Origin of the sequence: Vibrio sp. MMG023 (assembly GCF_021654215.1) — a bacterium.
GTDB lineage: Bacteria > Pseudomonadota > Gammaproteobacteria > Enterobacterales > Vibrionaceae > Vibrio > Vibrio jasicida.
The window spans coordinates 105,342-118,749 of the sequence record NZ_JAKFZP010000007.1; the positions used below are offsets into that span (position 1 = coordinate 105,342).

11 protein-coding genes are annotated in these 13,408 nt (G+C 45.7%); 5 read left to right on the forward strand and 6 right to left on the reverse strand.

Annotated elements, in window-relative coordinates; genetic code table 11:
- Positions 1 to 11: 11 nt before the first annotated feature.
- Complete coding sequence (locus L1076_RS21485) at positions 12 to 863, reverse strand: SIS domain-containing protein (RefSeq protein ID WP_005428937.1); 852 nt, start codon at positions 861 to 863, stop codon at positions 12 to 14.
- 242 nt (positions 864 to 1,105) lie between these two features.
- Between L1076_RS21485 and murQ the strand changes: the two genes are divergently transcribed.
- From murQ to L1076_RS21505, 4 genes are all read left to right on the forward strand, one after another.
- Positions 1,106 to 2,008 carry an N-acetylmuramic acid 6-phosphate etherase gene (gene murQ, locus L1076_RS21490; protein ID WP_237304433.1) on the forward strand — a complete coding sequence of 301 codons (903 nt, stop codon included), beginning with the start codon at positions 1,106 to 1,108 and terminating at the stop codon, positions 2,006 to 2,008.
- Between the two features lie 28 nt (positions 2,009 to 2,036).
- Positions 2,037 to 3,491, forward strand: coding sequence for a PTS N-acetylmuramic acid transporter subunit IIBC (gene murP / locus L1076_RS21495; RefSeq protein WP_237304434.1), 1,455 nt, complete (start codon positions 2,037 to 2,039; stop codon positions 3,489 to 3,491).
- A gap of 152 nt (positions 3,492 to 3,643) precedes the next feature.
- On the forward strand, positions 3,644 to 4,702 hold the full coding sequence (locus tag L1076_RS21500) for a porin (protein ID WP_237304435.1): 1,059 nt from the start codon (positions 3,644 to 3,646) through the stop codon (positions 4,700 to 4,702).
- Between the two features lie 224 nt (positions 4,703 to 4,926).
- The gene (locus tag L1076_RS21505) at positions 4,927 to 5,175 is read left to right on the forward strand and encodes a hypothetical protein (protein WP_061009058.1); all 249 of its coding nucleotides are present in this window, start codon (positions 4,927 to 4,929) and stop codon (positions 5,173 to 5,175) included.
- A 12-nt stretch (positions 5,176 to 5,187) separates the two neighbouring features.
- Here L1076_RS21505 and L1076_RS21510 read toward each other — a convergent pair whose 3' ends face one another.
- On the reverse strand, positions 5,188 to 6,090 hold the full coding sequence (locus L1076_RS21510; RefSeq protein ID WP_237304436.1) for a LysR family transcriptional regulator: 903 nt from the start codon (positions 6,088 to 6,090) through the stop codon (positions 5,188 to 5,190).
- A gap of 92 nt (positions 6,091 to 6,182) precedes the next feature.
- On the opposite strand from L1076_RS21510, the gene L1076_RS21515 reads away from it, so the two are divergent.
- A complete protein-coding gene (locus L1076_RS21515) occupies positions 6,183 to 6,836 on the forward strand; it encodes a CatB-related O-acetyltransferase (protein ID WP_237304437.1) in 654 nt (217 codons plus the stop codon).
- Positions 6,837 to 6,902: 66 nt separating this feature from the next.
- Here L1076_RS21515 and L1076_RS21520 read toward each other — a convergent pair whose 3' ends face one another.
- The 4 genes from L1076_RS21520 to L1076_RS21535 form a co-directional block, all read right to left on the reverse strand.
- Positions 6,903 to 8,582 (reverse strand): FapA family protein, encoded by a 1,680-nt coding sequence (locus L1076_RS21520; RefSeq protein ID WP_237304438.1) that lies wholly within the window; start codon positions 8,580 to 8,582, stop codon positions 6,903 to 6,905.
- 448 nt (positions 8,583 to 9,030) lie between these two features.
- On the reverse strand, positions 9,031 to 11,049 hold the full coding sequence (locus L1076_RS21525) for a GNAT family N-acetyltransferase (protein ID WP_237304439.1): 2,019 nt from the start codon (positions 11,047 to 11,049) through the stop codon (positions 9,031 to 9,033).
- A gap of 115 nt (positions 11,050 to 11,164) precedes the next feature.
- Positions 11,165 to 12,139, reverse strand: a complete 975-nt coding sequence (locus L1076_RS21530) for a ParB/RepB/Spo0J family partition protein (RefSeq protein ID WP_012130357.1) — start codon at positions 12,137 to 12,139, stop codon at positions 11,165 to 11,167.
- Positions 12,140 to 12,146: 7 nt separating this feature from the next.
- Positions 12,147 to 13,364 carry an AAA family ATPase gene (locus tag L1076_RS21535; RefSeq protein WP_038871606.1) on the reverse strand — a complete coding sequence of 406 codons (1,218 nt, stop codon included), beginning with the start codon at positions 13,362 to 13,364 and terminating at the stop codon, positions 12,147 to 12,149.
- Positions 13,365 to 13,408 lie beyond the last annotated feature (44 nt).

Sequence of the window (13,408 nt, forward strand, 5' to 3'; positions counted from 1 at the left end):
ATACGAAGCGATCAAGTAAGGATCTGCTTGATATCGGTACTGATATCACTGATCAACTGACGCGCGCTTTCGTCTCTTTGCTGCACCAAAATAATAAACAGCAGATCCGTAATCACGTTTTGTGCCGTACGCGAAGCAATGGAAGAACTACGATGCTCTGTTTCATTGGCGATGGTATCAAACGTGATATCGGCAATGTCTCTCAAGCGGCTTCTCCCCGGAGCAGACAAAGCAATCACCTTTGCTCCCTGCTCTTTCGCCGCTTCCGCAGCCACCAGAATCTCTTTGCGTTCTCCTGAAAAAGAAATCGCGATCTGCACATCTTGTGAAGAGAGCGTACGCGCAACCGCAATTTGTACGTGACTGTCTTGCTCTGATAGCGCGGTAATCCCAAGCTTAAGCAGTTTAAAGCTCAAATCTTTTGCCGTAAGTGCAGAGCCGCCAATGCCCACCACTTGCACACGGCGCGCTTCACTCAACCACTTCACCGCTTGATGACACGCCTCATAAGAGAGCGCATTGGTCGTTTGGAACATAGCGTCGGTTTTCGCTTTAACCAGTTTTTGCGAAATCACCGCAATCGGGTCATCCGCCAGAATGTCACTGTGCAGCGGCGTGGATTGCATCGCTTGCTTACGGCCAATCTCTTCGTTCAACGCCAACTTGAACTCGCTATAGCCTTTATAGCCAATTCTCTGAGTGAATTTGACGATGCTCGATTGGCTCACTTGCACTTGCGCAGCAAGTTCTTGACTGGTCAATTGGGCGGCTTTTTCTGCATTTTCGACAATCCAATCGCCAACCAAACGACCACTTTGAGAGAGTTGAGTACGTCTTGCGACGATTTTATTGATAACGGACACGACAAAATTCCAAAAACTTTAAATAAATTATTCCAAAACAGAAATAATCACACTTTTGTTTAACTGCCTGATTAACCTAACAACCCTTGTTTCTACGTTGGTTATCTCATCAGTATTCTCGGTCATTATTCCAAATTTTCACTGAACAAAGAATAACCTCAAGTGTGATTTTTATCACCAAACCTGAATATTTTATTCCATAGAATCGCCCTCAGATTGAACATTTACGAAGAGTACAAAACATGAAAATTGATTTAAGCCGATTGGTGACAGAAAGCCGCAATCCAGCGAGCGCAGAGATCGATACGCTTTCTACCATCGAGATGCTGCAAGTCATTAACCAAGAGGATCAGAAAGTCGCTTTGGCGGTGCAAGCCGTATTGCCACAAATCGCGCAAACCGTCGATGCCATTACTGCAGCGTTCGCCAATGGTGGCCGTTTGATTTACATGGGCGCAGGTACATCTGGCCGCCTTGGTATTCTTGATGCGAGTGAATGCCCTCCAACTTATGGCACACACCCAGATATGGTTATTGGTTTAATTGCTGGTGGTCATCAAGCGATTTTGAAAGCGGTAGAAAACGCAGAAGACAACGCTCAAATGGGCCAAGACGATTTAAAAGCGCTGAATCTGACTCAGCATGATGTTGTTGTTGGCATCGCTGCCAGTGGCCGTACTCCTTATGTTTTAGGTGGTTTGGAGTACGCAAAATCTGTCGGAGCAACAACGGCATCAATCGCTTGTAACCCAGAATGCGCAATGGCAGAAGCGGCGGACATCGCCATTCTTCCAGTAGTGGGTGCAGAAGTCGTCACCGGCTCTTCACGCATGAAAGCGGGCACAGCGCAAAAATTGGTGCTGAACATGCTGACTTCTGGCGCAATGATTCGCAGCGGCAAAGTGTTTGGCAATTTAATGGTGGATGTAGAAGCCACCAACGCCAAACTGATTCAGCGTCAAACTAACATTGTGATTGAAGCAACGGGTGCAACAAAAGAACAAGCAGAAAAAGCCCTTGAAGCGTGTGAGCGTCAATGTAAGACCGCAATTTTAATGATTCTGGCGGATTTGGATGCTGAGCAAGCCAAATCTCGCCTCGCCGAGCACAACGGTTTTATTCGTGCAGCACTAAATAATAACTAAATAGCCCTAGTCCTGAAGGATAGTCCCTATGGCCAAAATTACCTCTAACACCGTATCGCAACTGCTCGCCGCAGTGGGTGGCAGTAACAACGTAAGTAAGTGCGGTAACTGTATGACGCGTTTGCGTTTATCTCTCGCGAATAACAGCTTGGCGGACCAATCCGTCATTAAACAAATTCCCGGCGTAATGGGTGTGGTAGAAAGCGACGAGCAATTCCAGATCATTCTTGGTCCCGGTAAAGCTCAGCAAGCTGCCGATATGATGAATAAGTTGATCGACAGCTTAATCTCTGGTGACAGTGAAGAGCCTGACGCACCACAACAGGATCTTTCTGCTGTCGCTGCAGAGCAGAAAAAACAGATGAAGAGCAAGCAAACCAGTGCGGTTCAGCGTTTTCTGAGTAAGTTTGCCACCATCTTTACACCGCTCATTCCCGGCTTTATCGCTGCGGGTTTGCTGCTCGGTTTTGCCACGTTATTGGAACAAATCTTCGTGCTCGACCAAACGCCAAGTCAGTTTATGTTGGATTTGATTGCCTACATGAAGGTCTTTGGCAAAGGTCTGTTCGCTTTCTTAAGCATTCTAATTGGCTACAACGCTCAGCAAGCTTTTGGAGGCTCAGGTGTCAATGGTGCCATACTCGCTTCGCTATTTGTGTTGGGTTACAACCCCGATGCAACGTCGGGCATTTATTCCGGAATGAATGAGTTCTTCGGTTTTGCGATTGATCCGCGCGGTAACATTATTGGCGTGTTAATGGCAGCGATCATTGGTGCTCAGGTCGAGAAAAAAGTGCGTCAGTATATGCCTGACGATCTGGACATGATCTTGACCTCAGTTGTCACGCTTTTGATCATGGGTGCAGTAACGTTTTTGATTATCATGCCAATCGGTGGTGAGCTATTCAAAGGCATGTCTTGGTTGTTCCTAAACTTGAATGACAACCCATTAGGCGCAGCAATTTTGGCAGGTTTGTTCTTAATTTCCGTGGTATTTGGCATCCACCAAGGGTTTGTGCCGGTGTACTTTGCCCTGATGGAAGCACAAGGTTTTAACTCGCTGTTTCCTATCCTAGCGATGGCTGGTGGCGGTCAAGTGGGTGCTTCGATGGCGCTGTACTTCAGAGCCAAGAAAGACGCACTGCTACGCACACAAGTAAAAGGCGCCATCATTCCAGGTCTACTTGGCATCGGTGAACCACTGATTTACGGCGTGACGCTACCGCGCGTTAAACCGTTCGTAACCGCTTGTATTGGTGGCGCTGCGGGTGGCTTCTTTATCGGCTTAGTCTCTTACCTTGGCCTGCCTGTCGGTCTAAATACCGTCTTCGGCCCATCTGGTATCGTTGCAATCCCCCTGATGACCTCGGCTAGCGGCATCTTTGCCGGCATGATGGTGTTCATCGGTGGCCTACTTATCTCTTACATCGTTGGCTTCCTAGCTACCTACTTCTTTGGCTGCAAAGACGTTGATTTAAGCTAAATCATTCTAACCCCTATAGGAATGGACTAGCTCGCGCCCTTGAGCTTTCAAGGGCGCACCCTCTCTCTACTTCTCACGACATTGATTTTATTCCGTTATTCGGAAGGGGCTTTGTCGTGCTTAAAAACAATAGAAACGAAAAGGTCGTTCACATGAAAAAGCACATTTTGACTCTACTTCTCCCTACTCTGATGGCATCAAACGCAGCGATGGCTGCTCAACTTTACCAAGCAGAAGACGGGTCGGTTTTGAACATTTACTCTCGTCTAGGCTTTAACGTCACAAATAAAAATGATGAACACGGTGATGCCAATGGCGAATTTGATGGCCGTATTGGTTTGAATGGCTCACAAACCATCAACGAACACGCCTCTGTCATTGGCCAAGCGCAATACCAAGTGGGTGCAGCAGAATACGCCAACCAAGTGAACGACAAGCCTTCTCTGACAGCACGTTACGTTTGGGCTGGTATTGATGCGCAAGATTACGGTCGAATCACAGGTGGTCGTGTTGCGTCAGGATTGATCATGTTCACTGATATTGGTGATGTGTTCGCGTCATCAGACGTATCTATGGCACGCCAAGCAAATAAAGTGGATAAAACCGCTACACAAGTTTTCCGTCAAGACGGTACGCTGCAATACCAAAACCGCATTGGCAACTTCGATGCATCGGTGGCTTACATTCTTGGTAACAGCACCTCTGAACTCGACTACGGCTACAACGCAGCACTTCGTTACACCCTAGAAATGGGCGATTTAGGTACACTCGCCCCTGTAGTTGCTATGCAAAAAAGCAAAGGCGATGCGCGTGAAAACAACGATACCGATTACACCTTCTGGGGTGCAGGTACGCGTTACTACTTGGGTGATTTGATGTTAGGTGCGCTTTACTCAGAAGATGAGCTAGAAGGTTACTTCTCTGAAACCAGTACCGATAAAGTCATGGAGCTGACCGCAGTTTACAGTGTAAATGACAAATGGGCGCTACGTGCTGGTTACCGCTCTCTAGAAAACAGCGACGGCGACGAGCTTGAGCTGAAAGACACAACCGTTGAAGTGCAGTACAAACTGACCCCTCGCTCTTCTATCTACACCAGTTACGTTAACCGTAATGGCTCACGCGGTTACGACAACGCACAAGAAGTCTCGTTTGGTGGTGCACATGCAGATGAAAGCTACTACCACTTCGGGCTACGTTACGAGCTGTAAATGTCCATACACTCGTTTTAGTTAGCTAAGATTTCCTCCTCGATATTTTTCCTGCCTTTAAAATATCGAGGAGTGAAATCTTCCTTCTTTTCAGTTACTAGCAATTCTATGAGTTTCCTAATAGGCATTGCTGTCAATTATCATTACATGCATGTTTACTTTTTCATCATTAAGCAAAGTACTCTCTCATCAATTAATCGTCACTGAATCAATATGAGAGCCTTATGCCTGTAAAATTTTGCTCACACTGCAACAAACCGACTGAACACAAACGCGTGATGAAACGCATCAACATTCAACCAGAAAACATCAACGGCAAAACAGCCCGTTTAATGGTGTTGGTATCACGCTGTTTTACCGGTAACCACTATCACGAGTTAACGCCTCAATTCTACTGCCGCACTTGTAATCAACACTTTCAAGGCACTGCAGAGATTAAAGACCTGCACGCTCAAGACAACCTGTCAGTTTAAAATGATTACAGCTTAAAATGATTGCTGTTTGAAATGCTCAATAAACGCCTGCGTTCGCTTTGGTAAATGCTCACGTTTAGGATAAAGAATATAGAGTGGTAGGATCGCATCCGTTTGCCATTCAGGGAGTAACGGCACGAGTTGCGATCGCTCTTCACCGCTGAGTTTCTCCAATGCGAATTCATCCAACATTGCAACGCCGCATCCCGCAAGAGTGGCCTCAAGCATGGATTGAACCAAATTAAAGCTGAGTACACTTTGCAAAACCACTGACACTTTTTGTTTGGTTTCCATATGATGGAAGTGCCACGTATCGAGGTTTAACACTTCATTTCGATACACAATATGGTCAAGCTGATAAAGATCTTCCGGCGTAGCTATGCTTGGTTTGTTAGACAAGTACTCTTTATGTGCGAACGGTTTACAGTGTAAAGAGCGCAGATGGTGGCCAATATAGCCCTCGGGTGGATTGTTCGTGAAGAAAAACGCCACATCAAAGCCAGACTCAATAAGATCCAAAGGCGTTTCTGAAAAGATCACTTCGAACGTCACTTCAGGATATAACTGGCGAAACTCGATCAAGGCTCGGTTCAATAACGCTGCCCCAAATGACGCCGACGCCGCGATGCGCAAATGCCCGGCGACTCGATCACTTTCCATCACTTGTTCATTAATCTGCTCTGCCCCATCCATCAAGCCCTTCACTTGCTGATAAAAGCGCAACCCATCGTAAGTTAGATTAAATTGCCTTGTTGTACGTTGAATCAACTGTACTGACAGAATCTCTTCTAACTGCCTCAATTGACGGCTCGCGTGCGCGTTTGAGCAACGCAGTTTTTTCGCCGCACCGGCAATACTCTTCTCTTCACATAGAGCGATGTACATCGGCACGTAGCTTAGCCACTTTATTTCCATATGGTAATTATGAATCTCTAAAAACAACCTACTGGAAATAATAGAAAGGCTCTACACTGCTTACAACTTAAAATTTGAACGGAGAATCACGAATGAACGCATTCGATACTTGGTTAAAAGGGCAAGTGATCAAAGACCATGTCACTAACCCGAATATCGAGGTGGGAGATTACAGTTACTACTCAGGGTTTTATCACGGTAAAAAATTTGAAGATCAATCGGTTCGTTATTTGATGGGCGACAGCGTTACCCAACAAGAGTGGCAAGAGGGTGCTTATGGCGAAGTGGACAAACTGATCATTGGCAAGTTCTGTTCAATCGCTTCTGGCGCGACCTTTATGATGGCAGGCAATCAAGGCCATCGGGTAGATTGGATTTCTACCTTTCCATTTTCTCCTGAAGAGTTTGGAGAAGATGTACAAAGCGGATTTGAACGTGCAGGTGATACTGTTGTGGGTAATGATGTGTGGATTGGCAGCGAAGCGATGATCATGCCGGGCGTGAAAATTGGAGATGGTGCCGTGATTGGTGCGCGCTCAGTCATCACAAAAGATGTTCCGCCCTACTCGATTGTTGTTGGTCACAATAATATTGTTCGCCAGCGCTTTGACGACGAATGTGTCGCTATGTTGTTGGAAATCAAATGGTGGGATTGGCCCATTAACCATATTAAACAAGCAATGAAGATCATGTGCAGCAGTGATGTACGTGCGCTTGGTGCTTACTACCAAGAACACATTGCCTAGCGTTCAAAAAACAAAAGCCCGTGTACCTCTCAATACACGGGCTTTTTCATTCTTCCTATTAAAGAGTTAAATCGCGACGACGTCTTCTTCCTCTAAATTTGCCGCCACTTTGATTTCGTATTGGTTAAAGCTAAACACACAACCGCCATGGGTGCGTTTGGTTGTCACCTGTTCGTCTCCAAATTGCACTGTAACGCGCGTAAACACGCGATCTTTGGCTTCGACGATATTCTCTTCTAGCGATGCTTCAAACTCTTGCTCATTGTGTTCTAGCTTCTGTTTAACTTCTTCAAGGCGAGTATTGTTTTGCGCTTTCATTACTTCGATTTGAGCTTGTTCTTCATCAGTACGCTCTGCTTTAGGACGCTTCTTAAATTCAAGTTCCTTACGAATCACATCCATCGTGCCTTCTTGGGCCGATTTGTATTCTTCTTTTAAGCTGGCAATGCGCTCTTTATACAAGGCGTAATTAGCAAACGCCTCGACCTTCGTTGCAGTATCGCCTTCTACACCAAGTTGCGAACAAAGTACCTTACCTCCTACTTTGACATCACCACCGCTTAAAGTGCCGTTTTTACCGCTGGCATCAAGTACCGTCAGGTTGCGTCCACAGTCAATGTCGTTATTCATGCTGTGCACAGCGAGCTCTATATCCTCGCCAGACTGCAATTCACAATACTGGGCGTAACTAGCACGAATCGATGTTTTGGTTCGAACGTGGCAACTCTTCGGCTGACCATCACTGACTGTGTGGCCAATTATGCCCTTCGCCACTTGGATATCACCCTCAGCTTGTACATCCGCAGATTCAATAAAGCCACCAACGGTAATAGAGCCTGTCGCTTTGACGATCATGCCAGATTCAATGTTGCCACCAATGATGACATTGCCTTTAAACTTAACGTGTCCGGTATTTACGCCCACACTGTTCAGGCACAGCGCATTATCGACCTCGATGGTTTTGTCTTTGATCAGAGGCGTACCAGATACAGAAGCAATCAGAAGATTAGGATCGGCTTTGCTAATTTCCGTTCCTTTACCCGGTTTAATCGGACTGTCTTTGCCTGCTTGAGGAGGTATTACGCGGCCTTGCACAGTAAAACCTGGAATACCCTTAGTAGCAGGCGTTCGACGCATGACCTCATCACCCACGTCCACGGCAATGGTTTCACCTAAGTTTCGTAAATCAATTTTGTCGCTAGTGGTTTGGCCTTCTTTTGGTTTGAGGATACGTTTGGTGATGTCTTTAACGAGAGGCGTAAAGATGGCGTCTTTACCTTTGACTGGTTGTTTACCAACGGCGACCGGTTGAGTGAAGGTTTCTCCGGGTTTGAGTTGATTGCTGACGACCATTACTTTTTTAAGCGCCAACTTATTAATGCCTTTCGATACTCTCGCATGAGCAAGTGCTTGAACGATTTCAGGGCCACGCAAACCACGGCCACCATAAGCACCTACAATCTTCATGCTCGCGAGCATGTCGTTGTTCGACAGTTCAACTTCTACCAGAGCATTCTTAATCTGCGCAACGACAATACCTTCGTATGCTTCTGCTTTACGCTCACGAGCACAGTTAATGAATCGAACCACTTCAGCGTCATCAACGAACGCCTGACTGGCATTCATTGCTTCAAGTTGCTCAGGTAACTCCTTCTGATTTAGCTCACCTCCGAGTTCAACATCTCCCGGTAGGCGAGCTAAAATCCTCGTTTTGTCTTCCGACCATTCAAGGCATATCTTCCACATAACCAATCCATCTACTACCCATCACCCAATTCAGTCTAACCAAATTCATTTTCTGAACAAACCTCTCACTTCTCAGAATCAGGCTCACATCACTAAAGGAAGCCCCGCTTTTTCTGAGGTTGAGGCAGACAGGCACAGAATTTCTAAATCACGTTAGGATTCATTTTTTGGGTGGAACTGTCCCTTCATAACCAAAGCATCACGATCTTTATTTGAATATATGGGAAAGCCTCCTTAATGAACAATCTAACTTTATTAACAATTTATTATTTAGCTCACTTCACAGATAGCTCATTGCACACAACTTGTGTTTACAGTGTAAATCGAGATTGGCTTTACATCCCAACCGAAAACCGTGGTTCAGGTGGCAAACAAAAAAGGAGAGGATTTACAGTGTAAACCCTCTCCTCCCATTAACCACTTTTACAGTGTAAATTGCTTGCTCTGTTTACACTGTAAATTTAGCAATCAAAACTTGTAGCTCTTTTCTTATCTGCGCTTCAACTTGCTTACGTCCCGGCAAGCCATATTGCTTAGCGCACGCACTCCAGTCTTTGTTTAAGAATAATTTACTGATCATCAAGTCAGACACATCATCCAAACCACATTGCAGTAACCATTGCTGAATCCAAACAGAGACCGATTCAAAGTTGTTCCCACCTTGAGCATAACACTCGATTAAAGTGCGCTTCGTTAAATGGGACTGACAGGTAGATACCGAGGCTGGCAATAGCGCACGAAGCAAACTTGGCTCTAACTTAGGATAAGCAGACGCCGCACTCAATGGCAACAGTTCTTCGAATAGCGATTTGGCTTCGTTTATCCAAGCTTGTTGTGAGCCACACTGGCGAACCATCAACAATGAGTAACACCCACTTGCCGCATCTCGCATACTTCCAAGACGAATGGATTCAAAACCAGATTGGTTCCAAAACGTAATCAGTTCTTCTGCTGCACCAAAGCTGGTGGACAAATAAGAGATATGAGGCGGCGTAGTTTGTTCCAACTGCTTTAACATTTGTTGGCCAATACCTTGCCCTTGCAAATCTGGATGCACCGCAATTCGCATGACTCGCAAAGTAGAAAGCGCACCCACATCGGCGTAACCAAGTTGATTGATAATAGTCACTGGCGTCAGGTGCCCTTTCGGACGACGTTTCCCAAGCTGAATATCTTTAACGAGATTCGAATCGAGGTTGCCTTCCTCCACAGTTAACATCACCCCGACGACTTCATTGTTATTCTGAGCCACGTAGATCTGGCAATGTTCATCTTGCAGAAGATGCAGCAAATCATTTGGCGAGGTTTGATAATGCGCATTCACAAGTAACGCAAAGCACGTTTTCAATACGGAAGGATTAGAAATCAACGCTGACTTACGGAGGTTGATTAATGAAATATCGCCAAGCTCGGCAGGTTGACCCGGGGTAAGTTCTGCATCCAGTAAAAATGCTTGGTACAACCAAGATTCCAAGTTGTCATTTACTGCCCATCGAATAGGTTGTTGAAGATGACAAAGCTTCATTCCAGGTCTTTGCTTTTGTAGCCAATCGACAAACTTAAGCGTGAAGCCACGGCCACAACCTTCATAACCATGAATGGTGGTTGAGAACACGAGACGATGATATTGCTCAGTAATCTGCTTAAGCATAGGAACCGGAATCGCAGCAGCTTCATCAACCAACAACAAATCACACTCAGGTAAAGTAGAGAGTAATTCATCCGGTGCGATGAACTGAATGTAGCCCTGCCCCGCTTCTAATCGGTCTTTCTTAACGCGCTCTGCTGTTGATAGCAATCTGAGCGAGTGCTGATAAATAGGTTCAACCGCTTTGATGCTTGGCGCTGTGACGAGAATTCGTAATGGCTTTTGCTCTAGGAGCTGCGCGCACGCAATACCTAACGCACTGGTTTTTCCTCGACCACGATCGGCGGTTAATACTAAAGGACGTTTGCGATGCCCTGTCACCACTTTTTCGATAAAAGAAACCGCTTCAGTTTGCTCACTATACTGTTGTGCTTTTTCCGCTTGGATGAAATCTGGCAACGGAGGTAATGGTAAATTCTCCTTAATAACGGTGAGTTGTTGCCATTGCGTTTGCAGCCACAGTTCGGCGTCATCCGCGTCTTGGTCTCTATTGGCAACCACAATCAATAGCCCACCGCCGACGAGTGCACCAAGAGCCGAGGTAAAACTGTTGGCGTCAAACTCTTTTCTCGCGTCAAACAGCAGCACGTCACATTCACGGCCGAGCAACATATTACCTTGCTTTGCATTTACGCAGAGGGCATTTTCTAGTTGCCAATCCCCAACACAGAACCACGTTTGATTTTGTTGCTTTTGATGAAAGTCGGTAATCAAGGCATTTTGCCAATCGGCATCACCATAAATCACCACGCCATTGCGTTGAAAGGCTTTGTAAGATTGGAGCTGAAGCTGAGAAAGGAATTCAGGTTGTGCGGGCATTACGTATATCCAAGCATTAAACTGACGCCATATTATCACATCTCGATTCATGGAGACTTTGCCAAATTGCAGACATAAAAAAACCGCCCGGAGGCGGTTTCAAACAAGAACAGTTTTACTTCATTTTGCTCTCAACGAAAGCAAGAATTTCTTCCATCAAGCTGTCGTCAACTTTCTTCAAGTTAAGAGCTAGGTTGTTACCTTTACGGCTGTAGCTTGCACGACCTTTAACTAGATCAACTTTTTCCGCTTTCTTAGCTGGCTTCGCTGGTGCAAGTTCTGCAATCCAACTTTCAATGCTCTCTGTCACTTCTTTAGTAAGACGAGCCACACCTTGAGCTGTACTGCGCTGCCACAAATAACCTTCCGACGTACGACACTTATCCAACAAGTTTTGTTGTTGTTCGCCGTTCAATGTCGAGAACTGCTTATGCAGCTTAACAATCGTTGGACGACCTAAATCACCAACATTCGGGTAAGCTTGCAGAAGTTCAAGCGGAAGTGCCGCAGCTTTTAATGCGCCACTCACCAATGCTTCACTGCACTGGAACATTTTTGCTAGTGCTTTTTGGTCTTCAGCTTCGCCACTTTCAAGCTTCGCCTGCATCTCTTTACCTTTTTCGTATAGAGACAGTGGCTTGTGCGCGTTTGCAACATCAGAAAGGAATTTCGCGTGGTCCGTGTTGATGCCGTCACCAACGTAAACCAAGAAATCCTGTCCTGCTAAGATACAAGACATACGACGGCGGCTACCGTCCAATACTTCAATCTTGCCATCTTCAGTGCGACGACCAACCGCTGGATATTGTTGACCACGTTCTTTCAACGTCACCAACACATCCGATAAAGCGTGTTCGTTTAGGAAAGATTGCTCACGAGCGTTCTCTGCAAATACGCTAGTGTCTGTCGCCACTTTATCCGCAGGAATGCGCACCAATTCAAACTGAACGGTGTTCTCGCCTGCGACAGCAAGTTCGATAGTTTGTGCTTTGTCTTTTGCCGCCGTTTGCGCTTCTTGAGGTGTCGCAACACGACGTTTATTGGTTTTACCAAATAATTTCGCGTTTAATTCAGACGTTTTCAATGCCATTTATTCATTACCCCTGATTCAATGACGGCCAGTTAGAGTGCAGTACGCGCTCTAGTTCTAGTGCACTCTTATGTACCGCATCTTGTGCAGTAGCGAGCGTTTTCTTACCACCTTCGAAGTCGCCTACGGTCAAATCAAACACTGTGCTGTAGGTGTCAGCACACGTTTCGAATGCACGACTACGAGGAATAGTGGCCATCATAACTTGGTCACCTAGAAGATAGTTCATTTCAGTTAAAACAGAAACTTGCTTCTTGTTGTCGTCTTCGAACATGGTTGGCATCAGACGAACAAACTCAAGACCGTTCCAATCTTCTGGGAACATCTCATAAACCGTTGGAAGGTGTTGGAAGAAGTTTACTGTTGAAGCCCAGTCAAGACGCTTCGCTGCACAAGGAATCAATAGCGCATTTGATGCGTACATTGCGTTCCATACTAGCGGGTCAACGTGTGGACCGGTATCAATCATAATCACGTCGAAGTCATTCGCAATCTTGTCAATCAACTGCTCTTTCAACAGACGAACGATGTCTAGCGATGGGTCCTCAGAGAGTGTTTGCCATGCTTCTGCGTTGAACATTGCGTCTTCTGGGAAAGCAGAAATCGACTTCAAGTTCGGGTATTGCGTCGGTAGCAGTACGTTCTTATGTAGGAATTCTCGATCGATTTCCACACCATCTGGCACGTTACCAAGCATGATATCAACCGCAGAGTAAATGTTGTCATGTTCTGCCACACTGATTTGTGGATTTAAGAACAAACGTAATGAACCTTGAGGGTCAAGGTCAATCAAACAAATGCGGTAACGATTATCTAAGTTTAGTGCTAGGCATGCCGCCAAATGAACCGCAGTCATTGATTTACCCGTACCACCCTTTTGGTTCTGTACGTTGATAATCCACGGTTTATTTTCTGAATTCTTTTTACGCTCATGGAATTTTGGCACTTCTGCCGCGTCCATTAGCATGTGCGCTTCATCTAAAGTGATTGAATAATGGTTAGCATTATTCTTAGTAAATTGATGGCCGTCTGCCTCCATTTTACCAATAGCTTCATCCAGCTTACGACGAGTTAAACCAGAGCGGGTTTCCATCATCGCTTTAGACATTGGTGGGAAGTAATTGTCACTTCGCTCTTCCAAAACAATCTCAATACGGTCAGCTTGAACCTGCTGGGTCAGTTCCGCTAACTCCTGGAGATTTTCAATCGTTTTTTCTCTTTTCATGCCAAATTCCGTTGGAAGGATATCTGATTTTAATTGTACAGCAC

Excerpts from the sequence above, each read along its gene's own strand:
- murQ (WP_237304433.1), top strand. The coding sequence starts at position 1,106 with ATGAAAATTGATTTAAGCCGATTGGTGACAGAAAGCCGCAATCCAGCG.
- murP (WP_237304434.1), top strand. The coding sequence starts at position 2,037 with ATGGCCAAAATTACCTCTAACACCGTATCGCAACTGCTCGCCGCAGTG.
- L1076_RS21500 (WP_237304435.1), top strand. The coding sequence starts at position 3,644 with ATGAAAAAGCACATTTTGACTCTACTTCTCCCTACTCTGATGGCATCA.
- L1076_RS21505 (WP_061009058.1), top strand. The coding sequence starts at position 4,927 with ATGCCTGTAAAATTTTGCTCACACTGCAACAAACCGACTGAACACAAA.
- L1076_RS21510 (WP_237304436.1), bottom strand. The coding sequence starts at position 6,090 with ATGGAAATAAAGTGGCTAAGCTACGTGCCGATGTACATCGCTCTATGT.
- L1076_RS21515 (WP_237304437.1), top strand. The coding sequence starts at position 6,183 with ATGAACGCATTCGATACTTGGTTAAAAGGGCAAGTGATCAAAGACCAT.
- L1076_RS21520 (WP_237304438.1), bottom strand. The coding sequence starts at position 8,582 with ATGTGGAAGATATGCCTTGAATGGTCGGAAGACAAAACGAGGATTTTA.
- L1076_RS21525 (WP_237304439.1), bottom strand. The coding sequence starts at position 11,049 with ATGCCCGCACAACCTGAATTCCTTTCTCAGCTTCAGCTCCAATCTTAC.
- L1076_RS21530 (WP_012130357.1), bottom strand. The coding sequence starts at position 12,139 with ATGGCATTGAAAACGTCTGAATTAAACGCGAAATTATTTGGTAAAACC.
- L1076_RS21535 (WP_038871606.1), bottom strand. The coding sequence starts at position 13,364 with ATGAAAAGAGAAAAAACGATTGAAAATCTCCAGGAGTTAGCGGAACTG.